The sequence below is a fragment of the Microlunatus parietis genome (assembly GCF_013407955.1).
In the GTDB taxonomy this organism is placed as follows: Bacteria; Actinomycetota; Actinomycetes; order Propionibacteriales; family Propionibacteriaceae; genus Microlunatus; species Microlunatus parietis.
This window is the reverse complement of the sequence record NZ_JACCBU010000001.1, coordinates 5,435,212-5,457,887: the sequence shown is the minus strand read 5'-3', so window position 1 is coordinate 5,457,887 and position 22,676 is coordinate 5,435,212. Positions and strand designations below refer to the sequence as shown.

Here is a 22,676-nt window from a genome sequence, read left to right as displayed (position 1 = left end):
CAGTCTGCTCCATCCCCGTCACCAGGGTGTCCAGATCAGGTGTGCGGCGACGACGGTCAGGACGACGGAGAGCGTGAGGCCGGCCCGCGCCGAGACGGTCGGCAGCAGGGCGGCGGCGATGATCACGACGTAGCCGAACGGGAGCCAGATCCGTTCCGTCTCGGCCTTCGACAGGCCGGACAGGTCGGCCAGCAACACCGTGGCGAGTCCCGCCAGGGCCAGGACCGCGGGCACAAGGTGCTCGGCCGCCGGCCACCGCGGGCCGCCGAGTCCGGGCAGGGCGCGCACGGCACGGACCAGGCCGGCCGCCGCGATCGGCCCGACCATGATCAGGAACGCGGCCAGGTTGGCCCACACGAAATAGGAGTACGGCCGGTCGGCGGCGACGCCCTGGTAGTAGCGGGTGTGCACCAGCGACAATCCTTCCCACCAAGCGAAGCCGGCCACCGTGAAGATCACAGCGACTAGAGCGACCGCGCCGGTGCCCACCAGCCAGCGGCCGATCACCCGCCGGCCGTCCAGTCGCAGTGTGAGCCCGGCGGCCGCCGCGACGACGAGGCCGTACAAGATCAAACCGTAGGAGAGGTACGGGACCAGGCCGAGCAGCAACCCGCCGGCGATCACCGGGATCGGCCAGCCGGCCCAGCGGCTGCGGACCCCGGCCACGATCAGCGCCAGCCCGGCCGCGGCGACACCCGCGAACAGCCCGTCGGCCGAGACACCGACCCAGAGCGCGCCGGGCAGGAAGACGGTGAACGGGACGATCCGGCGGGCCGCCTCCGGCGCGCCGAGCGACGACACGACCGTCGGGATCGCGACCGCCGCCAGGCAGCCGCTCAGGACGATGATCACCGCCGCGCAGTCGCCGCCGCCCAGCCCGAGCCGATCCAGGATCCAGAACAACGCCGTCACCCCCGGCGGATGACCCGCGACGTGCGTCACCCAACTGCCGGGCTGAAAGTCAAGAATGTGATCAGTGAACGTGGCCAAGAACACGCCGAGCGACTCGATCCGGCCCAACTCGTGCAGATATTCGTGCCCGTTGGTCAACCGGGAACCGAGGCCGCCGGACCAGCCGTCGATCATGGCCAGCGACACCGTCCAGGCGACGGCGGCCAGATAGCCGATGATCATGACCCGGCGCCAGGACTGCTCGGCGGCGAACCGGCGGGCGACGACGATGGCGATGACCGACAAGCCGATCACGGCCGGCGTGCCCGGACCGAGCCTCGGCGACAGCCAGCCGAACAGCGGCGGCGCGTACACCTCGATCCGGACGCCGGTCGCGAGCAGCCACGCACCGACGGCCGCCGCAGCGATGATCAAGAAGCACGCCGCACCGACCGCGATCCCGTCCGACTTGATCACCCTTCGGACCCTAGTGTCGCCGGTCGTCCGGAACCACCGCGCTGCCGGACCCGAAAGAGATCGGTAAGAACCTGACCCTCGATCCGTAAGGGCCGCACTTGAAAGGTTCGAGGCATGGAGCATCGGGTCGACGTCATCCTTCCCTGCCTCGACGAGGCCGCCGCGCTGCCGTGGATCATGGCCCGGCTGCCGCGGCGGTACCGGGCAATTGTGGTGGACAACGGCTCCAGTGACGGCAGCGACGTGATCGCCGCCGGGCTCGGGGCGCTGGTGGTGCACGAACCACGACGCGGCTACGGGGCGGCCGTGCAGGCCGGGCTGGCTGCGGCGACGGCGGACCTGGTGGTGATCATGGACTGCGACGCCACCATCGATCCGGTGGAACTGCCGGCTCTGGTGGCCGTGCTGGTCGACGGTCCCGTCGACCTTGTCTGCGGCCGGCGGCGTCCCGTCGGGCGGCGATCCTGGCCGTTGCACTCCCGGGTCGCGAACGCTGTCCTGGCCGCGCTGCTCAGCCTGGGCGGCCGGATCCGGCTGCACGACCTGGCACCGGTCCGGGTGGCCTGGCGCCGGCCGTTGCTCGGGCTGAAGCTCACCGACCGGCGGTACGGCTATCCGCTGCAGACGCTGCTCCGGGCGGCCCGGGCCGGCTGGCGGGTGGTCGAACGGGACGTGAGCTACCGGCCACGGCCGGACGGCAGCCGGTCCAAGATCACCGGAACGCTGCGCGGCACGGTGACGGTCGCCGCCGACATGCTGCGGGTGGCCCGCGCCGAGGCACGACCGGTGGGCGGTGCGACTCGATGATCGTGACGGTGTTGATCATGGCGAAGGCGCCGGTGCCGGGGCTGGTGAAGACCCGGCTCGGTCCGCCGCTGACCCACCACGAGGCCGCGGCGGTCGCCGCCGCCGCGCTGACGGACACCCTGACCGCCGTCGGGGCGACGTCCGGAGTCCGCCGGGTCCTCGCCCTCGGCGGAGAGCTCGACCAGGCCCTCGGCGCGTCCATGATCAGCGGCGCGCTGGCCGGGTTCACCGTGATCAGGCAGCGCGGCGTCGGCTTGGCCGAGCGGATCGTCAACGCCCACCTGGATTCCGGGCCGGGTCCGGTGTTCCAGGTCGGGATGGACACCCCGCAACTGACCCCCGAGTTGATCAAGCTCGCGGTCCGGGACCTGGTCGGCCCGGACGGTCCGGACGCCGTCCTCGGTCCCGCCGTGGACGGCGGCTGGTGGGGACTCGGCCTGCGCCGTTCCGAACAGGTCGCGCCGGTCGGCCGGGTCCGGATGTCGACACCGGACACCGGCTCGGACACCCTGGCGGCGTTGCGATCCGGGGGCCTGCGGGTCGGGCTGCTGCCGGCGCTGCGCGACGTCGACACGATCGACGACGCGGTGGCCGTCGCTGCCACGGCACCGGGAACGAGATTCGCCGAACTGGTCGGCACGCTGACCGGGCCGGCGGTCCGATGATCACCTCACCCGTCCGGGCGGAACGCCGGCTCAGCCCGCTCCGGCTCTATGCGGCGGCCCTGGACGGCCGGCCGACGACCATGATCACCGAGGCCGGCGAGGAGCGAGGACTGCCCGTGGACATCTGGGCCGGCGCGGCCGGCGATGCCGACCGCATGCTGCTCACTCGCTGCGCCGGGCCGACCCTGGACCTCGGCTGCGGTCCCGGACGACTGGCTCAGGCGTTGCAGGGGACCGGAGCGCCCGTGCTCGGCGTCGACCTGTCCCCCAGTGCTGTCCGGGCCGCGGTCGGCCGCGGCGTGGTCGCCCTGTGCCGGGACCTGTTCGCTCCGCTGCCCGCCGAGGGCCGGTGGCAGACGATCCTGCTGGCCGACGGCAACATCGGCATCGGCGGCGACGCGGTCCGGCTGCTCGCCCGCTGTCGCGCCCTGCTCGCGCCGGGCGGCCGGATCCTGCTCGATCTGGCCGAACCGGGCACCGGTTACGTCCGCCGCCGGGTCCGGCTGGCCGCGGTCGGCCGGTTCAGCGGCTGGTTTCCGTGGTGCTGGGTCGATCACCGGGCGCTCGCCGCACTCGCGGACTGGTGTGGGCTGCGACTGGTCGATCACTGGACCGCGAGCGACCGCCGGCAGGCCGAACTGATCGCGGTGCGGCCATGATGATCAAGAACCTGCGGCCGCCGCGCGAAGAGGACTTCCGCTCCCCGCTGCGCTCGCCGACCCTGACCAGCGTGATCGGGATCGCGCTCGGCATCGCTTTCACCCTGTGCATGATCACCGGGCTGATCAGCCACCTGATCCAGCATCCGCCGGGCTGGTTCCACTGGCCGACCGGCCCGTCCTGGCTGTACCGGGTCACCCAGGGCGTGCACGTCACGACCGGGATGGTCTCGATTCCCTTGCTGGCCGTGAAACTGTGGTCGGTCGCACCGAAGTTCTGGCACCGGATCCCGATCAAGGCCTCCCGCGCGACCATGATCGCCCTGGTGGAGCGCGGCACCATCCTGCTGCTCGTCGGCAGCGCCTTCTTCGAGGTGCTGACCGGCATCCTCAACGTCGCCGAGGCGTACCTGTGGCCGTTCTTCTTCCCCGAGGTGCACTACTTGATGGCCTGGCTGCTGACCGGCTCGGTCGCCCTGCACGTCGCGGTGAAGCTGCCGACCGTGATCACCGCCCTGCGCCGCCCGGCACGTACGGCGGCGCCGCCGGGCACCACCGTGTCCCGCCGGCAATTGCTGGCCGGCACCGCGCTGGCCGGGGTGGTGATCGCCATCGCGACGCTGGGCGACAAGCTTCCGGCGCTGCGCGGCGTCTCGTTCCTGGCCCAGCGGTCGGGGAACGGGCCGCAGGGACTGCCCGTGAACCGCACCGCCGCCGCGGCCGGGATCACGTCCGCCCAGGTCGGCACCGACTACCGGTTGACCGTCGCCGGCAGCCGGACGGTCGACCTGACGCTGCCCGACCTAATCGCGCTGCCCCAGCGCACCGTCGACCTGCCGATCGCCTGCGTGGAGGGTTGGTCACAACTGGCGACCTGGACCGGGGTGCGGCTCGCCGACCTGCTCGCGCTGACCGGTGATCATGATTTCGCCGAGGTACGGATGGTGTCCTTCGATGCCGGACCGTACGGCCGCAGCGTGGTCGCCCGGCCGCTCGCGCTGCACCCGGACACGCTGGTCGCGTTGTCGCTGAACGGGCAGGTCCTGGATCGTGATCATGGTTATCCGGCCCGGCTGATCGCGCCCAACCGGCCCGGCTCCCTGCAGACCAAGTGGCTGACCCGGATCGAGGTCGTCCGATGAAGTCGGTCTCGGCCACACTGGTCATCCGGCTCGCCATCGGGGTCAGCGGCCTGGCGGCCATCGGGTACGGACTGTTCCTGGCCCTCACCACGCTCCGCCGCTGGCCGGACGTGATCTCGGCTGCGCTCTGGTTCGGGCTGCCGCCGCTGGTCTTCGACCTGCTGCTGGTCCCCGTCATCGGACTGTTGGGCGGCCTCGTCGCCACCCGGGCCCGCCCGCGCTGGCGGCCGCCGTTGATCACCGGGCTGATCATCAGTGGTGCGCTCCTGGTGATCGCGGCGCCGTTCGTCTCCGGCATCGGAAGGCGCGCCGACAACCCGTCCCTGCTGGACCGCCCGTACCTGCTCGGCACCGTGGTCGCGCTGGCCGTGATCTGGGCCGGTGCCGCGCTCTGGGGCCTGCTCAGAAAGGAGAACTGATGCGCGTCCTCGTCACCGGAGCCGCCGGCTTCATCGGTTCGACGATCATGGACCGGCTCCGCGCCACCGGTCACGCCGCGGTCGGCCTGGACCTGCTGCTGCCGAAGGCACACCCGGCTGCGGCGCCGCCGCCCTGGGCGGATCCGGAGTTGATCATCGGCGACCTCCGTGACCCCGAGGTCGTCGACCGGGCGTTGGCCGGCGTCGACGCCGTGTGTCACCAGGCCGCGATGGTCGGTGTCGGTGTCACCGTCGCCGACCTGCCCGACTACACCGCGCACAACCTGCTCGGCACGGCCACGCTGCTCGCCGGGATGGCGCGGGCCGGCGTCCGGCGGCTGGTGCTGGCGTCCTCGATGGTGATCTACGGTCCGGGCGGCTACCGCTGTCCCGCCGACGGCGCCGTCCGGCCGCTGGATCGTCGGCCCGAGGACCTGGCCGCCGGGCGCTACGAACCTCGCTGCCCGCACTGCTCCGGCGACCTGGTCGACACCCCAGTCGGCGAGGATGCGCCGGCCGACCCGCAGAACACGTACGCCGTGACCAAGCACGGTCAGGAGTTGCTGGCGGCGTCCTGGGCCCGTGAGACCGGCGCCGCCGTCACCGCACTGCGCTACCACAACGTGTACGGGCCGCGGCTGCCGCGCGACACCCCGTACGCGGGCGTCGCGGCGATCTTCCGGTCCGCACTGGCCGCCGGATCGCCGCCCCGCGTGTACGAGGACGGGCGGCAGCGGCGCGACTTCGTCCACGTCCACGACGTCGCCCGGGCCAACCAGCTCGCCCTGGAACGCCTGGACGCCGATCCGGGCCACGAGATCCTCCCGCTGAACATCGCCTCGGGCGAACCGCACACCGTCGCGGAGCTGGCCGAGGTCCTCTCGGCCACCCTGGCCGGGCCGCCGCCGATCATCGTCGGCGGCGGCCGTGCCACCGACGCGCGGCACATCGTCGCGTCCCCGACCCGGGCCCGTACCGTGCTCGGCTTCACCGCCCGGATCCGTTTCGCCGAAGGGATCGCCGGGCTGGCCACCGACTGACATACAACGATCGATTTTGTATTTGCAACGGTCGTTGTACTCTCAATGCATGTCCTTCAGCACAGCAGAGATCGAGTACATGCGCTCACAGCCGGTCGGCCGGATCGGAACGGTCGACCGCGACGGCCAGCCCGATGCCGTACCGATCGGGATCGAGTTCGACGGCCGCTACTTCTATGTCGGCGGCGGTCACGAGCCGCAACAGACCCGGAAGTTCCGCAACGTCGCCGGCGGCCAGGAGAAGGTTGTCCTGCTCTGGGACGACGTGGTCGCGATCAAGCCCTGGACGCCGCGCTTCCTCCGGGTGTACGGGACCGGCGACTTCGTCTAGCACGAAGGGATGTTCGGGCCCGGGACCTACCTGCGGATCACGCCGACCGTCTCGTGGAGCTGGAACCTCGAATCACTGCCCTTCGACGGCTCGAACGACCGCGAGTTCATACCCCGCCGGACCGTGCACCGACCCGACGCCACTGCGCCCGCCGCCGAGACCGCGAGCACGATCCGGCCGAACTCGGTCTGACCGGTTCAGCCGCGGTAGCCGTAGAGGAAGGTGCGAACCCCGGCGGCAACCATCTCGCCGCGGTCGTCGTCGCTCAACGTCCTGGCCTGCAAGGAGGGATTCGGCACCGTGATCAGGACGGCGAAGTGGTGCGCGGCACGCTGCGCGTCGTCGACGTCGAGCAGCCCCTGGGCGGCAAGCCGGGCCAGCCGGTCGGCCAGCGCGTCCAGCACCCGGCGCGGTCCGGCCTCCTGCCAAGCCTTGATCGCACGCCGCGGGATGTGACCGGACTCGGCATTGATCTGCCGGACCAGCGCCGAATGATCGGCGTAGTCGGGCATCGGCGTGACCCAGGCCAGCCCGAAGTCGATCAGATCGGCCTCCAGGTCGGTCACCTTGCGCAGGTAGCTCTCGATCACCGCGATCTGGGCGTCGGCGACCCGGCTCGCGCTCTCCTTGATCACGACCTGGAACAGCTCCGCCTTGTCCTGGAAGTGGTTGTAGATCGTGCGCGTCGAGACCCCGGCCTTGGCGGCGATGGCATCGATACTGGCCCGCGTGTAGCCGTCCCTGGCGAAGATCACCAGGGCGCCGTCGAGGATGGCGCGGCGCTTGTCGGCCAGGCCACCCGCCGGCCGTGTCCTGGTCGTCCTTCCGGCCATGTCCACCTCCTGCTGCAACGTGCGTTGTGGCAACAACCGTAGGCGTTGCAGACCAGGATCAGGTGAAGGAGGCCGGGTCCGGCGGGGTCACGGTGCCGAGCTGGATCCGGGCGCCGTACTCGTCCCGGACGCCCCAGTGCTCGGCCAGCCGGTCGCCCACGGTGCGGTAGATGTGCGCCGTCTCCATCCGGTACGTCTTGCCGGCCGCACCCGGGCCGTGCACGGCGTCGACGCCGACCCCGATCCCGATGGCCCGGAGCACCACCCGGTCGGGCGATTCGATCACGTCCTGGATCTCGTACCGGAGCTTCAGGACGGTGGTCACGAAGGTCAGGATCTGCCGGTAGCCGGCCGGCCCGGGCGGGATCGGGAACGGCGATCCATGATCGACGAAGTCGTCGGTGACCGCCTCGTCGAGACAGGAGAGGTCCCCGCTGTTGATCCCGTCGATGACGCGCAGCGCCGCCGGCAGGGCCGGGTTGATCGATGTCATCGCAGTCCTTTCGCCCAGATCGGATTCTGCGGCCGACTCTACGCGGAGGCGCCGGTGTAGCGCCGGAGTGCGAAGAACCAGAAGACCCGGGAGCCGACGAAGAACAAGATCGCCACGCCGACCGACAGCAGCGTCGTGAACAGGTCCAGGGTGCCGGACAGCGCCTGGGCCGGCACGGTGACGGCGAAGCCGACCGGAATCACGAAGGTCAGCACCACCCGCAGCCAGCCGGGGAAGATCGTCACCGGCCAGCGCCCGGCCTGGCCGAACACGGAGCCGAAGATCGCCATGATGTTGTCCAGCTTGACGAACCAGAAGGCACAGGTGCCGAGCAGCAGGATGAAGCTGTAGACGATGATCACGCCGCAGATCAGGGTGATCACGAACGCCAGCACGCCGAGCGGGGTGACGCTGTCCAATTGGATCCCGGCCCAGATGATCACGCCGACGCCGAGCACCGAGTCGGCCAGCGCCGCCGGCGAGATCCGTTGCACGCTGGCCAGCAGTTGGGAGTCGGCCGGCTTGGTCAGGGTGAAGTCGAAGGTGCCGAGCCGGATGCCCTCCATCATCGCCTCCACCGACGGCCGGATCACCATGCCGATCTGCCCGGAGATCAGGAAGTGGATGCCGACCAGCAGCATCATCCCGGCGCTGGTCCACCCGTCCAACGTCGCGGTCTGGGAGAAGATCACCCAGAGCCCGATCACCTGGGCCAGCAGCGTGATCACCGCGTTGATCACGGCGATAAGAACTCGCCGCGGTACTGCATGAAGTTGAGCATGCCGAGCCGGACGTAGGTACGGATGATCAGGCCGCCATGACGGAGATTGGCGATCATGCTCCCACCGCCGAATAGTGGCGCAGGGCGCGGGACCAGACCAGGCGGAGCACGATGATCGCGACGATGATCCAGCCGGCCTGCATCGCGTACCCGTACAGGATGTCGAGGCCGGTGCGCCGGCCCATCGCGACCTCGACCGGAAAGGCCAGCGACCAGGAGAACGGCGCCCACTGGGCCACCACGCCGAACGCCACCGGCATCACCGCCAGCGGCGCGAAGCCGCCGCCGAGGAACAGTTGCACGGAGAAGTAGAGGTTGTTCAACGCCGACACCTTGGTCAGCCAGAACGCGCTCAACGCCAGCACCCACTCGATCGCGAACCGGAGCACCGCGGCGCCGATCAGGGCCGGGATGAAGGCGAGCAGTTGCAGCGGCCGGATCCCGGAAAGGTCGGCACCGAAGACGATCATCAGCAGGATCGCGCCGGGCAGCACGCCGAACAGCCCGATGATCTTGTACGACACGTTGTCGATGATGTCCTTGTGGATCGGGTGGATCGGCCGCAGCAGCAGCGGCGAGAAGGCGCCCTCCCGGATCCGCCACTCGAACTCCCACATCAACCAGATGAAGGTGAGGTGCTCGACCACCATCAGGATCGCGAAGTAGGTGACGAACTGGCCCGCCGTGTAGCCGCCGACCGTGCCCGTCGGGCCGGCGACGGTCTGCCAGACGACGATCATGACCAGCGGCTGGATCACCGAGGTGACCACCCAGATCATCACCTGGCCGCGGTAGGCGAGGTTCACCTGGGTCGACGCGACGAACTCGCCGCGGTAGTAGTCGCGCAACGCTCGCCAGTGCAGCTGCCGGGAGTTCGGCGCGCGAACCGCCGTGTCAGACATCGGCACCCGGTTCCGGCGCCGACGTCGCGAACACCTTCTCGATCACGGTCTCGATCGGCTGGTCCTCGATGGTCAGGTCGGCCACCGGGAGCTTGGACAGCAGCCGGGCGGCGACCTCGGGCGTCCGGCTGGCCGGCGCCTGGATCCGCCAACCCGACCCGGTCGGCTCCAGCGGCGCCCCGTTGATCATCGCGGCCACGTCGCTCCGCTCGACCCGATGCCCCTCGGTCAGCTCGACGGTGATCGTCTTGTCGGCGGCGAACCGGCGGACCAGCCCGGCCAGCAGCCCGTCATAGAGCAGCTCGCCGTGGTGGATCACCACCACCCGCTTGCACAGTGCCTCGACGTCGGCCATGTAGTGACTGGTCAAGATCACGCAGGCCCCGGTGCGGGCGTTGTACTCCGCGACGAAGGAACGGATCCGGCGCTGCATCGCGACATCCAGCCCGATCGTCGGCTCGTCGAGGAACAGCACCTGCGGCCGGTGCAGCAGCGAACCGGCGAACTCGCACTTCATCCGCTCGCCGAGGGAGAGGTTGCGGGCCGGCTTGCGGAGCAGGTCCTGCAGCTCCAGCAGGTCGGTCAGTTCCTGCAGCCGGGTGGCGAAATCGGCGTCGTTGATCTGGAAGATCGCCTTGTTCAACCGGTACGAGTCGACCACCGGGATGTCCCACTGCAGCTGGCTCCGCTGCCCCATGATCAACGCCATCTGGCCGAGGTAGCTGCGGTCCCGCTTCCACGGCGTGTAGCCGAGCACCGTCGCACCGCCGGAGGTCGGATAGAGCAGCCCGGCCAGCATCTTCAGCGTGGTCGTCTTCCCGGCCCCGTTCGGACCGAGGAACCCGACCACCTCGCCCGGCTCGATGCTCAGGCTGATGTCCTTGACCGCCTCGACCTCCCGAGTCCGCCGCTTGACCAAGGCCGCCACCGCCGCCTTGATCCCCCCTTCCCGCTCCGGCACGACGTACGTCTTGCGGAGTCGGTCGACCACGATCGCTGGCATGGCTGGACCCTAACCGCTCGCTCTGACGTTTTGTCCAGGGCGATTTCAGGCGGACTGCATCCGAGATTCAGACCTAAGCTGGGCCGATGAGTCGGAGACTCCGGGCAGGTGATCTTGGCCGTGCCGTCGTGCTCGGCGTCCTTGCCCTGAACCTGGTGCTCTGGCTGGTGGCCCCGCCGATCAACGACGGTCGGCCCGACTTCACGCGGCAGGTGTTCTCTGAATTCCTCGCCGCGACGACGGTGCTCTGTTTCACGGTTTGCCTGGTCCTGGCCACCAGGTGGCGGGTCCTCGAGCCTTGGTTCGGCGGGCTGGACCGCATGTACCGGGTGCACCGCGAAGCGGCCGTGGTGGGATTCGTACTCCTGGTTGCCCACGTCGCGCTCGTGCCATGGCGGCTCGACTCGCCGGGTGGAACACCGTCGGGACTGATCGCCTTCGCAGGGATCCTCGTGCTCGTGCTGCTGAGCATCGGGCCGCGGCTCCCGGTGCTGCGACGCGTCATGGCGCTCAGCTACCACAGGTGGCGCTGGACGCACCGATACATCGGGTTCTTCTTCATCGTCAGTCTGGCGCACATGCTGCTGGTCGACGCCGCCGTACACAGCGCGAGTGCGCCCTTCGCGCTGCTCATGACGGCGTATGTGGTGGGCGCGGTCGCGTTCGCGTACTCCATGCTGCTCGCCCGATTCATGAGGCCGCGACGTCGGTACGTCGTCGAGGGCGTGCGGCCGGTCGCAACAGGCGTGGTCGAGGTGGCACTGCGCGCGCGGAAAGCCGGTCGAGCACCGCTCGGGGCAGTTCGCGTTTGCCCGGTACGGGCAGCGAGGGTTGCGCGAACCACACCCGTTCACCATTTCCAGCGCCCCGGGTGGGTCAACTCTGCGGTTGACGATCAAGGAACTCGGCGACTACACCGCTCGGCTCGCCGCCACGCTGCGACGGGGACCGCGGCGGTCGTCGAGGGCGGGTACGGGCTCTTCGACTATCGCACCGGAGCAGCCCGTCAGGTCTGGGTCGCCGGCGGCATCGGAGTCACGCCGTTCCTTGCCTGGCTGCGCGACGAACCCGAAACGGTGCCGCGCGAGATCGCGTTGTTCTGCGTGGTGCGGCTCCGCGAGGACGCCCTGTTCGCCGACGAGCTCCACACCGCCCACGAGCGACATCCTGGGTTGTCCATCCATCTCCATGTCTCATCCGAGTCGGGCACCTTCACCGTCGACCGGATCGCCGAGAAGACCGGAGGGCTGGACCGGTGCGAGGTCTACCTCTGCGGACCGCGGCCCATGGTCGACGCCCTCGAACGCGGCTTCCGGCAACACGGCGTGGACCGCACCGCCATCCACTTCGAGGAGTTCGCGTTCCGTTAGAAAGCGTTGGCCAGAGTGAATGCTCGCCGGTTGGTGAGTGGTGTTGCAGAATTCGGTCCGTAGGCATCGCCGAAGATCTTTGCGGCCCTGCCCCTGCTCGATGCACACGACCGGAGTGAATTCAGCCGGTCAGACGCGGCAGAAATCCACAGCGGTCGGCTTGTCCCAGAGCCAGACGCGCTCGTCCGTCAGGACATCACCTTCGGCTCCGGGAAGTCCAAGGCCAGGAAGGCGTCCCAGTCGTCGGCCAGTCGGAACATGATCTCGCGACTGGGCTCGTCCAGGATCCCGTCCACCTCGGCCTTCCATGAGCTCGCCCACCAGACCGAGCCCTGGTCATCCCCGTTGATCTTGATCGCCAGCGATCCGCCGAAGCTGATGGTCAGCTGCAGGAAGTCGTCCGGGATCAGGTCGTTCAGCGACGACCGGTTGATCGACGGCAGCGCTTCGACCGCGTCGATCTCGGAGAACGTACCCTCGCCGACGCCGGGCACCCGGGTGTACTCCCCCACCAGGCAACCGTTCGTCTGCTTCAACCAGTTCCGGTACGGCACCGGAAGCCGTACCCCCAATTCGGTCTCGACCGCAGCGATCTGCTCCTCCGAGGCCGGGGCCTCGGGTTCAATCGCCAACCTCATTCATGGATCCTTTCCTGGATCACCCGCACACCGCCCCAATGCCGCACATCGCTGTGAAGATCACGGTCCAGGAGGAGCAGCGTCTTGCCGTCCTCGTGATGATGCCAGACCGTTCCCCTGGGCTGCCGGGAAAATCCAGCACTGAGGTTGGATTTCCTGAAATCAGTCTCGTAGTCGCCGACGAAGCCCTCCTCGAAGCGCACGGCGGCGATCGCGTAGTCCTCGAACTGCGGGAATCCCTCGTAGGAGAAGGGAACACCGTCCGGATACTGCTCGTGGAGGGCCGGGTTCTGGTAGTCGCGGTAGACCGTCCCGGCCCGGCTCCGGTTCGACCAGTTGGTGGCGGCGACCGCCCGCTCGGCGTTCGGCGCCAGTTCCGTGATCCGCTCCTGCCGCTCCGCCTCGGTCAGGTTCGGGTCGTATCTCGAGCGTGGACCGCCCAGCTCCCTCGGTGGCGACACCTCGGGCCGCTCCTCGGAATGGCCCGCTTCGGTACTCCTGGGCTCATCGACGGCCATGGCGGTCACCTCCCGCAGTCATATCCCATCGAACCCGGGGCGGCAGGCATTTCCCAACATCAGCCACAACTCTTCGGCCGATGGCCCCTCCCCCGTCACTTCGTTGTCCCGCAACGGTTTGCGGAGGATTCGATGATCAAGAACGGGTCGACTCGGGAACCATGACTGCGCGAGCGCGACTACCTTTTCGTAGTCAGATCGGTTGACTACGAAAAGGTAGTAACTCAGACTGACTACCAAGACGTAGTCATCGAGGAGGTTCACGTGGCCTACACCGGGCGCGTCACCAGCGCCGAGTCGCTCGGACGGATCCTGCAGCAGGCCCGCCTGCTCAACGGGCTGAGTCAGCGCGAACTCGCCCGCCGGCTCGGAACCAGCCAGCGCTACATCTGGGAGCTCGAGGCCGGCAAGCCGTCGATCCTGATGGATCGGTTGTTCGCCATGATGCGCCAGACCGGCGTCAGCCTGACCGCCACGATCGGCGAAGATGATCATGGCTGACCTGGTGGTCGAGCTGTCCGGGACCAAGATCGGCGAGCTCGCCGGCAGCTGGCGCAGCTTCGACTTCTTCGCCGAGCCCGAAGCCATCGAGAGGTACGGCCTGGACAGCCTGGTCCTGTCCGTCGCGGTGCCGCTGATCCCGATACCGACCCGGTCCGGGCGGCGGCGCCGACAGAACTACTTCACCGAACTCCTGCCCGAGGGCCGCATGCTGGACCGGCTGGCGCAGGAGGCCGGGGTTCCCCGGCACGACGTGATCGGCATGCTGCGCCGCTACGGTCGCGACATCGCGGGTGCCTTGCAGATCTGGGATCCGGAGGTTCCCGGCGAACCGCGGCGGCCGCGACGCGAGGCCCAGACGGAGGCCCAGGTCGCCGACCTGCTGGCCCGGGTCCAGGAGTACCCGTTGGGGAACCGACGTGTCGGCGGCAAGACGTCCCTGGCCGGGGTGCAGGACAAGATCGTTCTGGTCCGCTCGGCCGATCGCTGGTACCGGGCGATCGACGGCTATCCGTCGACTCACATCCTCAAGCCGGTGGTCCGCGACTACCCGACGATGATCTTCGACGAGGAGTTCGGGTCGCGCTTCGCCCGGGCGCTCGGGCTCGCCGACTTCCAGACCTGGCTGGCCGAGTTCGAGGACGTACCCGCGTTGATCATCGAGCGGTACGACCGCGACCCGCGGGCGAAGGACGGCCGGGTCCATCAGGAGGACTTCAGCCAGGCCCTCGGGGCGAGCGGGAACGAGAAGTACCAGAAGCTCGGCGACCGGGTCAGCCTGGCCCGGGTCGCCCGGCTGCTGACCGAGCTCGCCGGGCGCGAGTCGGTCGAACGGCTGCTCCGGCTCACCGTGCTCTCGGTCGCCCTCGGCAATCTTGATCTTCACACCAAGAACCTCTCCCTGCTCCACGGGCCCGGCGGCACCCTGATCCTGGCTCCCGCCTACGACGTCGTACCGCAGACCCACCTCCCCGGCGACGGTGACCTGGCCCTGGCCGTTGATCATGAATACCGGCACCGGATGATCACCCGTGAACATCTCCGCAACGAGGCCGCCGCCTGGGGCCTCCCCGAACCCGACCCGATCATCGACGACACCCTCGCCGCCGTCATCGAGCTCGCCGAGCAGGAACAGCCGCACCCACGCGCCCATCAGGCGCTGCCCCGCGAGATCCGCACCTTCGCCCGCAACCTCCGCCAAGGCAAACCCTGCGGATGCCCGTCCGGTCGTCCCTAAGAGGAACCGGTGGAACGGTTCGGCTCGCGGACGCGGTCGTTACCGTTGTCGGCGGGGATCTCTAGGCTGCTGCGCAGTAGGGGGAAGGAGGACGACGGTGGAGTTCGAGACGATCGAGGCGCTGCGGGACCGGCATCCCGCCTGGCGGCTGCTGCGCGCCGACACCGCGCCGCTGATCCTCGGCTTCCTCGGCAGCCACTTCGTCGAGGGGAATCAGGGCGCGACGCCGGCCGTCCGGTTGATCAGCGCGCTCGACGACTATCTGTACGGGATCAACGCCGCGAGCACCCAGCCCCGGTTCCCGCGCTCGCCCCAGGACTATCTGGACACCTGGTCGCAACCCGACTCGGGCTGGCTGCGGCGGTTCTATCCGTCGCGATCGGACGAGGTGCACTACGACGCGACCGCGGAGTTCGAGAAGGCGTACGGCTGGGTCACCGGGCTGCGTGCCCGCGCCTTCGTGGGTACGGAATCCAGGCTGCACACCGTGGTCGACCTGCTGCGCCAGATCGTCCACGGCACCGAGCCGGACCCGGACACCCGGATCGCCGTGCTGCGCCGCCAGCGGGACGAGCTCGACCGCCGGATCGCCGAGGCCGAGGCCGGAAACATCGAGCTGCTGGGCGACACCGCGGTCCGGGACCGTTACCAGCAGTTCGCCCGGACGGCGCGGGAGCTGCTCGCGGACTTCCGGGAGGTCGAGGAGAACTTCCGCCAGCTCGACCGGGCCGCCCGGGAGCGGATCGCTTCCTGGGAAGGTTCGAAGGGCGAACTGCTCGCGGAACTGGTGGCCAGCCGGTCCGACATCAGCGGGTCCGACCAGGGCAGCAGTTTCCAGGCGTTCTACGACTTCCTGCTGTCCGAGGCGAGGCAGGACGAGCTCGGCGACCTGTTGACCCGGGTGCAGTCTCTCGCTCCGATCGACGCGGACCGGCGGCTCGGGTCGATCCACCACGACTGGTCGGAGGCGGCCGAACGCACCCAGCAGACGGTGCGGCAGATCTCCGAGCAGCTGCGCCGCTTCCTCGATGATCAGGTCTGGCTGGAGAACCGGCGGGTGCTCGAACTGGTCCGGTCGATCGAGGCGGCCGCTCTGGCCTGCCGGGAGAATCCGCCGGCCGAGGGTCTGACGGTCGATCTGCCCGGCCTGCCGATCATGCTCCCGTTCGAACGCCCGCTCTACGATGCGCGACCGGCCACCAGGGTCGACAGCATGCTCGCGCCGGCCGACGCCGAGGACCTCGACCTGTCCGCCCTGTTCGGTCAGTCGTTCGTCGATCAGTCCCGGCTGGCCCAGAACATCCGCGCCGTGCTTCCGGAACGGAGTTCCACCCTGTTGTCCGAGATCGTCGAGCTCTACCCGGTGACCCAGGGCGCCGCCGAGATCATCGGCTACCTCTCGCTGGCCGAAGTTGATCTTGCCGTCGCGCTGGACGAGACCGAGGAGACGATCATCGACTACGCCGATCCCGACGGCCGCAGTCGGCGGGCCCGGTTGCCGAAGGTGACGGTGACCCGGACATGAGAACGCCCGAGGAGCAGGCGATCGCGGCCGCGATCATCGAACTGATGCGTGGCGTGGTCTACCGCGAGACCCAGGAGACGGTGTGGACCTCGCTGGATCGGTTCGGTCCCGCCGTCCGTGATCATTTCGGCACGATCGGCGTCGAGCTCGTCGTGGACGACGTGGAGGGGTACGCCTATCTCCGCAGCGAACCGTCCGACGACGAGGCCGAGGAACTCCCCCGGCTGGTCCGCCGGCGGAGCCTGACGTACAACGTCAGTCTGCTGTTGGTCCTGCTGCGCAAACGATTGGTGGAGTTCGAGACCAAGGGTGCCGAGGGCAAGTTGGTGCTCAGTCATGATCAGATCGTCGACCTGTTGCGGGTGTTCCTGGCCGACTCCACCAACGAGGCCAGGGTGATCGATCGGGTCGAGACCACCATCAAGCAGGTCGCCGAGCTCGGTTTCCTGCGTCCGTTGCGCGGGCAGCCGGACCAGTGGGAGGTGCGGCGGATCCTCAAGGCCTACGTCGACGCGCAGACGTTGTCCGACTATGCCGGGAAGCTGCGCGAGTACGCCGGCGCTGGTGATCATGATGAGTAGCGGGCTGTTCTCGGCGATCGAGCTCGACGGCGGGCACCGGGCGGGTTACCGGCTGCAGCGGATCGAGCTCTTCAACTGGGGCACGTTCGACGGCCGGGTCTGGCGGCTGACCCCGGACGGCGAGACGTCGCTGCTCACCGGCGACATCGGCAGCGGGAAGTCCACCCTGGTCGACGCGATCACCACCCTGCTGCTGCCGGCGCACCGGATCGCCTACAACAAGGCGGCCGGCGCCGAGTCCCGGGAACGCACGCTGCGCAGCTACGTCGAGGGCCACTACAAGTCGGAACGGATCGAACGCACCGGCACCTCGAAGGCGGTCGGCCTTCGTGATCACACGTCCTATTCGGTGATCTTGGGCGTGTTCGGCAACGAGGGTCATGACGAGACCGTGACGCTGGCCCAGGTGTTCCACCAGAAGGACCGGGCCGGCCAGCCGGACCGCTTCTTCGTCACGTCGGGCAAGCCGCTGTCGATCGAGGCCGACTTCACCGACTTCGGCGCCGACCTGGGCGAGCTGCGCCGCCGGCTGCGGAATTCCGGAGCAGTGATCAGCAACGTCTATCCGGAGTACGCCCGGCAGCTGCGCCGGGCCCTCGGGATCAAGTCCGATCAGGCGCTCGACCTGTTCCACCAGACCGTGTCGATGAAGTCGGTCGGCAATCTCAACGACTTCGTCCGCAACCACATGCTCGAGCCGGCCGACGCGGCGGAGCGGGTGGACGCGATCATCGCGCACTTCGAGGACCTGACCAAGGCCCACGAGGCGGTCCGGCGTGCGCGCGAGCAGCTGGCCGCGCTGGAGCCGCTGGTCGCGACCGCCGACCGGTACGACGATGCGCTGGCCCGCCGGACCGGCCTGGAACGGCAGCGGGACGCGGTCCGGCTCTACTTCGCCGAGCTGCGGATCGCCTTGCTCAGCGGGGAGATCGAGGCGTACGAGACCGAACAGCACGGCCATCGAACGGTCCGGGACGAGGCCGAGCAGGACCAGGGCAGGCTCCGCGAACGCGGCGACGTCCTGATCACCCAGCGGGCGGCTGCCGGCGGGGACCGGATCGGCCAGCTCGAGCGCGACGAGGCCACGGCCCGTGAGCAGTGCGACGGTCGGCGGCGGCGCTTCCAGCTGTTCAGTGATCAACTCGCGGCGGCGGGTCTGGAGTCCGTGGCCGACGTCGCCGGCTTCCGCTCGCTGATCGGTTCGCTCGGCGCCCGGCGGGCCGGGCTGCGCGAGCGCCGCGCGGCGCTCAATCCGCGGCTCGCCGAACACGCGGCCCGGCGTGCCGAGCTGCGGCGGCAGCAGGAGGAGACCAAGCTCGAACTGTCCAGCCTGGCCGGCCGGGCCAGCAACCTGCCGAGCCAGCTGCTGGACCTGCGCGAACAGCTCTGCCGAGAGCTCGACCTCGACGTCGAGGCGCTGCCGTTTGCCGGCGAGTTGATCGACGTCGCCGAGGGCTACGAGACGTGGCGCGGTGCCGCCGAGCGGGTGTTGCGCGGATTCGCCCAATCCCTGCTGGTCCGGCAGGACGACTATCCCGCCGTCGCCGACTGGGTGAACGGGCGCCGGCTGACGTACCGGCGGTGGGACGGGGAGCAGCGGGGCCTGCGGCTCGTCTACGAGCGCGTACCGCTGCGGCAGGTGGCGCTGCAGCCGCCGGTCCACGGCGAAGGCCTGCTGCTGGCCCAGACCCTGGAGATCGCCCCCGGCCCGTTCGAGTCGTATCTCGGTGATCAACTTCACCGGCGCGCCGATCACCGGTGCACCGAGACACTGGCCGAGTTCCGGCAGGCGCACCGGGCCGTCACGCCGGAGGGCCAGGTTCGTTCCGGTGATCATCACGAGAAGGACGACCGGTCCCGGGTGGACGACCCGCGGACCTGGGTGCTCGGCTGGGCCAACGCGCGCAAGATCGAGGCCCTGACCGCACATCTCGAGGACGTGCAGCGCGAGCTGGAGCAGGCCGATCAGGCGTTGGCGAAGATCGACCGCGAGCGCGACGAGCTCGATGCGGAGGTGTCGGCCCTGGACAAGCTGGAGACCGTCACCGACTGGCGGGAGCTGGACTGGCGGGAGGCCGAGGGACGCGCCGAGAACGCCCGCCAGGAACGGGAACGGCTGCTCGCCGGGGCTCCCGAGCTCGCCGAGATCGATCGCCAGCTCAAGATCAACAAGGACGCGTTGTCCGAGGTCGAGGGGCGGATCGCCGGGCTCAGCGCCAGGATCTCGGTCCTCGACGACCGGATCGGCCGCGCCGACCAGGCCCGCCGGCAGGAGCTCGGCTTCGTCCATGATCACAGCGAAGTCGATCTTGTCGCGGCGCGGTCCCGCTACGACGAACTGAACGACCGGTTGGGCGCGGACCGGCCGACCGAGGCGGACGCCTGCCAGGGCGTGGCGGCCGAGCTGACCCAGCGATTGCAGCGCGAGCTGGACCGGCTCGGCAAGGAGATCGGCGGCTACGTCACCAGCCTCGTCGGTGCGATGAACGAGGTCCGGCGGCGGTGGCCGGAGGCGACCACCGAGATGGACGCCGCCATCGAGGCCCGCGACGAGTTCCGCACGTTCCGGGACCGGGTGGCCTCGGACGACCTGCCGGCCTTCGAGGACGAGTTCAAGCGCCAGCTCAACACGAACACGATCCGCGAACTGGCCGGGTTCAACAGCTGGCTGCGGCGGCAGTCGGACGACATCGGCTCGCGGATCGACACGATCAACGAGGCACTCGGCGCGATCGACTACGCGCCAGGCCGCTACATCCGGCTGGAGATGGAGCGGACCGTGAACACCGAGGTCCAGGCGTTCCGGTCGGAGCTGCGCGCCGCCACCGACGACGCGCTGGTGCCGGTCGATGATCACTATTCGGAGCAGCGGTTCCTGGACGTGCAACGGATCATCGAGCGGTTCCGCGGCCGGCCCAACCACACCGACACGGACAAGGCGTGGACCCGGCGGGTGACCGACGTCCGGAACTGGTTCACATTCTCCGCCTCCGAGCGGGACCGGGAGTCCGACGTGGAGTGGGAGCACTACCGTGATTCCGACGGCAAGTCCGGTGGCCAGAAGGAGAAGCTGGCGTACACGATCCTGGCGGCGTCGCTGGCGTACCAATTCGGGCTGGAGTGGGGTGTCGAGAAGTCGAAGGACTTCCGGTTCGCGGTGATCGACGAGGCGTTCGGGCGCGGTTCCGATCTCTCCACCCGGTACGCGCTGGAGCTGTTCGCCAAGCTCGGCCTGCAACTGCTGATCGTCACCCCGCTGCAGAAGGTGCACATCATCGAGCCGTACGTGCGGTCGATCGGGTTCGTCGACAACCCGACCGGCAGCTACTCCAGGCTGCAGACCTTGACGATCGAGGAGTTCCGGGCCCAGCGTGACGGAAGGGCGCCACGGGAGTGAGCGCGCGGTGGACGACACCGGCCGACGTCGCCGCGAAGGTCCGGCGGCGCTGGGACGACGGCTCCCTGCTGACCGCACTGGCACGCGACGAACCGTTCCCCGGCTTCGACGTGCCCTTGCGCGGCCCGAAGGCCGCCGAGCTCGGGAGCGAGTTGGCGGCGGCCCAGGACTGGGTGGCCCAGCTCGAGCGCGGTGCCTACGACGGTCGCCGCTATCACCTCGAGTACGGCACGATCGGCGGCCAGCACATCGGGCGCTCCCGGATCCCGACCCGTGCCCGGCTGACCGAGTACGACCAGGCCTGGGCCCTGCTCGGCGTGGGTCGGTCCGTCGCCGCGTACCGGAGGATTCTCGAGCTGACCGCCGCCGAACCGGCCGTCCGTGCCTGGGTCGAAGCGCAGCCGCTGCGGGCCCTGGACGCGGCCGAGGACTGGCCACGCCTGCTCGCCGCCTACCGCTGGCTCTCCGATCACCGCGGTTCGCGTCGCTACCTCAGGCAGATCACCGCGCGGGGCGTGGACACGAAGTTCGTCGAACGGCACCGGCCGCTGCTGGCCCGCCTGCTCGGCACATCGCAGACCGCACCGGGCTTCCTCGCTGATCTTGGTCTGCGCGCCAGGCCCGACCTCGTCCGCCTCCGGTTCGACCCCGCCGCCCTCGGCCTGCCGAAGCAGCTGTCCGAGGCGACCGTCCGGGTCGCCGAACTGGCCGAGCTGCCCGCCGACGTACGCACGGCCATGATCATCGAGAACGAGATCACGTTCCTCAGCGTGCCCGTACCCGCCGGCGGGGTAGTGATCTGGGGCAAGGGCTTCGAGGTCGACCGCGCCGGCCGCATGCCCTGGCTCGCCGAATCCAAGATCAACTACTGGGGCGACCTGGACACCCACGGCTTCGCGATCTTGAACCAACTCCGGGCCTGGCTCCCCCAGACCCGCTCCTTCCTGATGGACCGCGAGACCCTGCTGGCCCACCGAGACCGCTGGGTCACCGAAGACTCCCCCACCAACGCCCGCCTCGATCGCCTGACCGCCGTCGAAGCCCAGCTCTACACCGACCTCGTCGAGGACCGCCTCGGCCCCTCCGTCCGGCTGGAACAGGAGCGCCTGGACTGGGCCTGGGTCCAGCAACGCCTTCCGATCAGCTGACTCAGCCGGTTCGGCGACGCACCATCTGCAAGATTCCGGGGCGGGCGGAGACCAGAACACGCAGTCAGGCAGACGCCGACTGCTCGGTCTCGATCAGCTCGACCAGCCGCTCTGCGCGATCGAGCATGGCCGCCGACGGCACGACCGATCCCGTCACGTACGTCGACAGCCGCGATGCCGACGTGCCGAGCCGGGCCGCGAACTCGGCCTGGGTCAGGCCGCTTCTCGCGATCGCCATCCGGAAACGCCGAGCCACGCGTTGTTCCGAGGTTTCCCGGGCTCGGTCGAGCACCAACCGAAGCACGGCCGCCGATGCCTCGGACTCCGCTCCCGTCAGCGCCTGATCGAGATCGGCGGCCACCTCGCCCTGCGGATCCTTCCGCACCGCCGCCGCGATCCGGCGCCAGTGTCGGATCGTGCCACGATCAATCGCGGCGAGGATCCCCTCGACGCCCCATTCTTCGACCGGCGCGTCCGGGCTCACGTCGATATGACGAAAGATCATCACTCCCTCCCTTCGATCATGCAGCGAACGAGATCCTGGCACTGTCCGACCACCGCATCCCACCGATGCCAACGCGGCAACAATCCCTTGTAGGTAGGAAGATGACGCAGCACCCGGCTGTCGGCCGGCTTCGGATCGGCCAGCTGTCGAGCCAGTTGCGACGCCACCGCATCGTCGCCCTGGCGCATCTCCTCATAGAAGACGTCAATCTCGTTCAACGTCGCGGCCGCAGCGCGCAGGCCCAGCTGGTCGGACAAGGCCGCCACGTCCAGGTAGTCCCGGACGCGGTTGCGGACAACGATCAAGAAGGCCTTGATCCGAAGCGTCTCCTCAAGGGTCGGGACCCGGACGGCGTTCCCCGACGGGAGTTTCACCAACTGCACCTCCAGCGGATGGGCGCGGCGGAGCTGGCGTACCCCGGCTTCGATGCCGCCCAGCTCACCCAGGACGATCCTTCCCTCGGTGGCTCGATTGGTCACCCAGTCACCCTCCCGCTCGAGTGCGTCGAGGACGAGGTCGAAGCGCTGCTGGAGGTCGGCGACGACGTGATCATGATCGAACGACACTCGATGCCCCGCATGCAATGCGGCCGCCGTCCCGCCGACGAGAACGGCATCGGGCACCAACGTCTGGAGCCGTGCCGCCGATTCCAGTACCTCGATCAGGTCCTGACTCGGCTCAGGGGCCTGGCTTTGTCCCGCGGGACGTTCAACTGGAGTGTTGCCATTCCCAACCATGGCTGAATGTTATCAGATCCGATACATTTGACATTCCCGTCCCGGCTGAGAGCGTTGAGCGGAAACCGGAGACCGA

The 22,676-nt window shown here is 69.2% G+C and carries 26 protein-coding genes and 1 pseudogene; 17 read left to right on the top strand and 10 right to left on the bottom strand.

All coding sequences use genetic code 11. From position 1 onward, the window contains the following. Window positions 1-18: 18 nt before the first annotated feature. Complete coding sequence (locus tag BKA15_RS26310; protein WP_179755922.1) at window positions 19-1,368, bottom strand: hypothetical protein; 1,350 nt, start codon at window positions 1,366-1,368, stop codon at window positions 19-21. Window positions 1,369-1,482: 114 nt separating this feature from the next. Here BKA15_RS26310 and BKA15_RS26305 point away from each other — a divergent pair, with 114 nt between their 5' ends. From BKA15_RS26305 to BKA15_RS35855, 8 genes are read left to right on the top strand one after another with little or no spacing between them, the layout of a single operon-like run. Then, window positions 1,483-2,175: a glycosyltransferase family 2 protein gene (locus BKA15_RS26305; RefSeq protein ID WP_179755920.1), complete on the top strand. Its 693-nt coding sequence runs from the start codon at window positions 1,483-1,485 to the stop codon at window positions 2,173-2,175. Continuing rightward, on the top strand, window positions 2,172-2,840 hold the full coding sequence (locus BKA15_RS26300; RefSeq protein WP_218871584.1) for a TIGR04282 family arsenosugar biosynthesis glycosyltransferase: 669 nt from the start codon (window positions 2,172-2,174) through the stop codon (window positions 2,838-2,840). Before BKA15_RS26305 ends, BKA15_RS26300 begins: the two co-directional genes overlap by 4 nt. Then, window positions 2,837-3,499, top strand: a complete 663-nt coding sequence (locus BKA15_RS26295; protein WP_218871583.1) for a methyltransferase domain-containing protein — start codon at window positions 2,837-2,839, stop codon at window positions 3,497-3,499. Before BKA15_RS26300 ends, BKA15_RS26295 begins: the two co-directional genes overlap by 4 nt. Beyond that, on the top strand, window positions 3,496-4,641 hold the full coding sequence (locus BKA15_RS26290; RefSeq protein WP_246322427.1) for a molybdopterin-dependent oxidoreductase: 1,146 nt from the start codon (window positions 3,496-3,498) through the stop codon (window positions 4,639-4,641). Before BKA15_RS26295 ends, BKA15_RS26290 begins: the two co-directional genes overlap by 4 nt. Then, window positions 4,638-5,060 (top strand): hypothetical protein, encoded by a 423-nt coding sequence (locus BKA15_RS26285; RefSeq protein WP_179755916.1) that lies wholly within the window; start codon window positions 4,638-4,640, stop codon window positions 5,058-5,060. Before BKA15_RS26290 ends, BKA15_RS26285 begins: the two co-directional genes overlap by 4 nt. After that, entirely contained in the window at window positions 5,060-6,100 is a 1,041-nt protein-coding gene (locus tag BKA15_RS26280; RefSeq protein ID WP_179755914.1) for an NAD-dependent epimerase/dehydratase family protein, read from the top strand. Before BKA15_RS26285 ends, BKA15_RS26280 begins: the two co-directional genes overlap by 1 nt. A gap of 49 nt (window positions 6,101-6,149) precedes the next feature. After that, window positions 6,150-6,431: a PPOX class F420-dependent oxidoreductase gene (locus BKA15_RS35860; protein WP_246322426.1), complete on the top strand. Its 282-nt coding sequence runs from the start codon at window positions 6,150-6,152 to the stop codon at window positions 6,429-6,431. 9 nt (window positions 6,432-6,440) lie between these two features. Beyond that, window positions 6,441-6,623, top strand: a complete 183-nt coding sequence (locus tag BKA15_RS35855) for a hypothetical protein (RefSeq protein WP_246322425.1) — start codon at window positions 6,441-6,443, stop codon at window positions 6,621-6,623. A 5-nt stretch (window positions 6,624-6,628) separates the two neighbouring features. On the opposite strand, the gene BKA15_RS26270 is transcribed toward BKA15_RS35855, so the two are convergent. The 5 genes from BKA15_RS26270 to BKA15_RS26250 all read right to left on the bottom strand — a co-directional run bounded on the left by BKA15_RS26270 (window position 6,629) and on the right by BKA15_RS26250 (window position 10,443). Continuing rightward, window positions 6,629-7,264: a TetR/AcrR family transcriptional regulator gene (locus BKA15_RS26270; RefSeq protein WP_179755911.1), complete on the bottom strand. Its 636-nt coding sequence runs from the start codon at window positions 7,262-7,264 to the stop codon at window positions 6,629-6,631. Window positions 7,265-7,322: 58 nt separating this feature from the next. Further along, on the bottom strand, window positions 7,323-7,757 hold the full coding sequence (locus tag BKA15_RS26265) for an ester cyclase (RefSeq protein WP_179755909.1): 435 nt from the start codon (window positions 7,755-7,757) through the stop codon (window positions 7,323-7,325). 38 nt (window positions 7,758-7,795) lie between these two features. Beyond that, the gene (locus BKA15_RS26260) at window positions 7,796-8,497 is read right to left on the bottom strand and encodes an ABC transporter permease (RefSeq protein WP_179755907.1); all 702 of its coding nucleotides are present in this window, start codon (window positions 8,495-8,497) and stop codon (window positions 7,796-7,798) included. Window positions 8,498-8,591: 94 nt separating this feature from the next. Beyond that, window positions 8,592-9,440 carry an ABC transporter permease gene (locus BKA15_RS26255; RefSeq protein ID WP_179755905.1) on the bottom strand — a complete coding sequence of 283 codons (849 nt, stop codon included), beginning with the start codon at window positions 9,438-9,440 and terminating at the stop codon, window positions 8,592-8,594. After that, a complete protein-coding gene (locus BKA15_RS26250; protein WP_179755903.1) occupies window positions 9,433-10,443 on the bottom strand; it encodes an ABC transporter ATP-binding protein in 1,011 nt (336 codons plus the stop codon). The genes BKA15_RS26255 and BKA15_RS26250 overlap by 8 nt, the downstream gene beginning before the upstream one ends. Window positions 10,444-11,274: 831 nt before the next feature. Between BKA15_RS26250 and BKA15_RS37385 the strand changes: the two are divergent. Continuing rightward, window positions 11,275-11,379, top strand: a pseudogene (locus BKA15_RS37385) (hypothetical protein); the annotation flags it as partial. Between the two features lie 92 nt (window positions 11,380-11,471). Then, complete coding sequence (locus tag BKA15_RS37380) at window positions 11,472-11,813, top strand: ferric reductase-like transmembrane domain-containing protein (protein WP_376766842.1); 342 nt, start codon at window positions 11,472-11,474, stop codon at window positions 11,811-11,813. Between the two features lie 188 nt (window positions 11,814-12,001). Here the strand turns inward: BKA15_RS37380 and BKA15_RS26240 are convergent, their stop codons facing one another. Beyond that, the gene (locus BKA15_RS26240) at window positions 12,002-12,451 is read right to left on the bottom strand and encodes an SMI1/KNR4 family protein (protein WP_179755899.1); all 450 of its coding nucleotides are present in this window, start codon (window positions 12,449-12,451) and stop codon (window positions 12,002-12,004) included. Further along, window positions 12,448-12,969: an HNH endonuclease gene (locus tag BKA15_RS26235; RefSeq protein ID WP_179755897.1), complete on the bottom strand. Its 522-nt coding sequence runs from the start codon at window positions 12,967-12,969 to the stop codon at window positions 12,448-12,450. The genes BKA15_RS26240 and BKA15_RS26235 overlap by 4 nt, the downstream gene beginning before the upstream one ends. Window positions 12,970-13,233: 264 nt before the next feature. Between BKA15_RS26235 and BKA15_RS26230 the strand changes: the two genes are divergently transcribed. The 6 genes from BKA15_RS26230 (at window position 13,234) to BKA15_RS37010 (ending at window position 21,358) form a co-directional block, all read left to right on the top strand. Beyond that, window positions 13,234-13,470, top strand: a complete 237-nt coding sequence (locus BKA15_RS26230) for a helix-turn-helix domain-containing protein (protein ID WP_179755895.1) — start codon at window positions 13,234-13,236, stop codon at window positions 13,468-13,470. Beyond that, window positions 13,457-14,707, top strand: coding sequence for a type II toxin-antitoxin system HipA family toxin (locus BKA15_RS26225; RefSeq protein ID WP_218871582.1), 1,251 nt, complete (start codon window positions 13,457-13,459; stop codon window positions 14,705-14,707). Before BKA15_RS26230 ends, BKA15_RS26225 begins: the two co-directional genes overlap by 14 nt. A gap of 97 nt (window positions 14,708-14,804) precedes the next feature. Then, window positions 14,805-16,232, top strand: a complete 1,428-nt coding sequence (locus BKA15_RS26220; protein ID WP_179755892.1) for a DUF3375 domain-containing protein — start codon at window positions 14,805-14,807, stop codon at window positions 16,230-16,232. Then, window positions 16,229-16,813, top strand: coding sequence for a DUF4194 domain-containing protein (locus tag BKA15_RS26215; RefSeq protein ID WP_179755890.1), 585 nt, complete (start codon window positions 16,229-16,231; stop codon window positions 16,811-16,813). Before BKA15_RS26220 ends, BKA15_RS26215 begins: the two co-directional genes overlap by 4 nt. Then, a complete protein-coding gene (locus BKA15_RS26210; protein WP_246323200.1) occupies window positions 16,803-20,210 on the top strand; it encodes an ATP-binding protein in 3,408 nt (1,135 codons plus the stop codon). The genes BKA15_RS26215 and BKA15_RS26210 overlap by 11 nt, the downstream gene beginning before the upstream one ends. Next, a complete protein-coding gene (locus BKA15_RS37010) occupies window positions 20,207-21,358 on the top strand; it encodes a Wadjet anti-phage system protein JetD domain-containing protein (RefSeq protein WP_179755888.1) in 1,152 nt (383 codons plus the stop codon). The genes BKA15_RS26210 and BKA15_RS37010 overlap by 4 nt, the downstream gene beginning before the upstream one ends. Window positions 21,359-21,422: 64 nt before the next feature. Here BKA15_RS37010 and BKA15_RS26200 read toward each other — a convergent pair whose 3' ends face one another. After that, a complete protein-coding gene (locus tag BKA15_RS26200; RefSeq protein ID WP_179755886.1) occupies window positions 21,423-21,863 on the bottom strand; it encodes a helix-turn-helix domain-containing protein in 441 nt (146 codons plus the stop codon). Then, window positions 21,863-22,237: a hypothetical protein gene (locus BKA15_RS35045; protein WP_218871581.1), complete on the bottom strand. Its 375-nt coding sequence runs from the start codon at window positions 22,235-22,237 to the stop codon at window positions 21,863-21,865. Before BKA15_RS35045 ends, BKA15_RS26200 begins: the two co-directional genes overlap by 1 nt. An 18-nt stretch (window positions 22,238-22,255) precedes the next feature. Between BKA15_RS35045 and BKA15_RS35040 the strand changes: the two genes are divergently transcribed. Beyond that, window positions 22,256-22,606, top strand: a complete 351-nt coding sequence (locus BKA15_RS35040; RefSeq protein WP_218871580.1) for a hypothetical protein — start codon at window positions 22,256-22,258, stop codon at window positions 22,604-22,606. The last annotated feature ends 70 nt before the right edge of the window (window positions 22,607-22,676 follow it).

What these genes read in the sequence shown, in the direction of transcription:
- BKA15_RS26305 (WP_179755920.1), top strand. Translation starts at nt 1,483, where the DNA reads ATGGAGCATCGGGTCGACGTCATCCTTCCCTGCCTCGACGAGGCCGCC.
- BKA15_RS26300 (WP_218871584.1), top strand. Translation starts at nt 2,172, where the DNA reads ATGATCGTGACGGTGTTGATCATGGCGAAGGCGCCGGTGCCGGGGCTG.
- BKA15_RS26295 (WP_218871583.1), top strand. Translation starts at nt 2,837, where the DNA reads ATGATCACCTCACCCGTCCGGGCGGAACGCCGGCTCAGCCCGCTCCGG.
- BKA15_RS26290 (WP_246322427.1), top strand. Translation starts at nt 3,496, where the DNA reads ATGATGATCAAGAACCTGCGGCCGCCGCGCGAAGAGGACTTCCGCTCC.
- BKA15_RS26285 (WP_179755916.1), top strand. Translation starts at nt 4,638, where the DNA reads ATGAAGTCGGTCTCGGCCACACTGGTCATCCGGCTCGCCATCGGGGTC.
- BKA15_RS26280 (WP_179755914.1), top strand. Translation starts at nt 5,060, where the DNA reads ATGCGCGTCCTCGTCACCGGAGCCGCCGGCTTCATCGGTTCGACGATC.
- BKA15_RS35860 (WP_246322426.1), top strand. Translation starts at nt 6,150, where the DNA reads ATGTCCTTCAGCACAGCAGAGATCGAGTACATGCGCTCACAGCCGGTC.
- BKA15_RS35855 (WP_246322425.1), top strand. Translation starts at nt 6,441, where the DNA reads ATGTTCGGGCCCGGGACCTACCTGCGGATCACGCCGACCGTCTCGTGG.
- BKA15_RS26270 (WP_179755911.1), bottom strand. Translation starts at nt 7,264, where the DNA reads ATGGCCGGAAGGACGACCAGGACACGGCCGGCGGGTGGCCTGGCCGAC.
- BKA15_RS26265 (WP_179755909.1), bottom strand. Translation starts at nt 7,757, where the DNA reads ATGACATCGATCAACCCGGCCCTGCCGGCGGCGCTGCGCGTCATCGAC.
- BKA15_RS26255 (WP_179755905.1), bottom strand. Translation starts at nt 9,440, where the DNA reads ATGTCTGACACGGCGGTTCGCGCGCCGAACTCCCGGCAGCTGCACTGG.
- BKA15_RS26250 (WP_179755903.1), bottom strand. Translation starts at nt 10,443, where the DNA reads ATGCCAGCGATCGTGGTCGACCGACTCCGCAAGACGTACGTCGTGCCG.
- BKA15_RS26240 (WP_179755899.1), bottom strand. Translation starts at nt 12,451, where the DNA reads ATGAGGTTGGCGATTGAACCCGAGGCCCCGGCCTCGGAGGAGCAGATC.
- BKA15_RS26235 (WP_179755897.1), bottom strand. Translation starts at nt 12,969, where the DNA reads ATGGCCGTCGATGAGCCCAGGAGTACCGAAGCGGGCCATTCCGAGGAG.
- BKA15_RS26225 (WP_218871582.1), top strand. Translation starts at nt 13,457, where the DNA reads ATGATCATGGCTGACCTGGTGGTCGAGCTGTCCGGGACCAAGATCGGC.
- BKA15_RS26215 (WP_179755890.1), top strand. Translation starts at nt 16,229, where the DNA reads ATGAGAACGCCCGAGGAGCAGGCGATCGCGGCCGCGATCATCGAACTG.
- BKA15_RS26210 (WP_246323200.1), top strand. Translation starts at nt 16,803, where the DNA reads ATGATGAGTAGCGGGCTGTTCTCGGCGATCGAGCTCGACGGCGGGCAC.
- BKA15_RS26200 (WP_179755886.1), bottom strand. Translation starts at nt 21,863, where the DNA reads ATGATCTTTCGTCATATCGACGTGAGCCCGGACGCGCCGGTCGAAGAA.
- BKA15_RS35040 (WP_218871580.1), top strand. Translation starts at nt 22,256, where the DNA reads ATGGGCGCGGCGGAGCTGGCGTACCCCGGCTTCGATGCCGCCCAGCTC.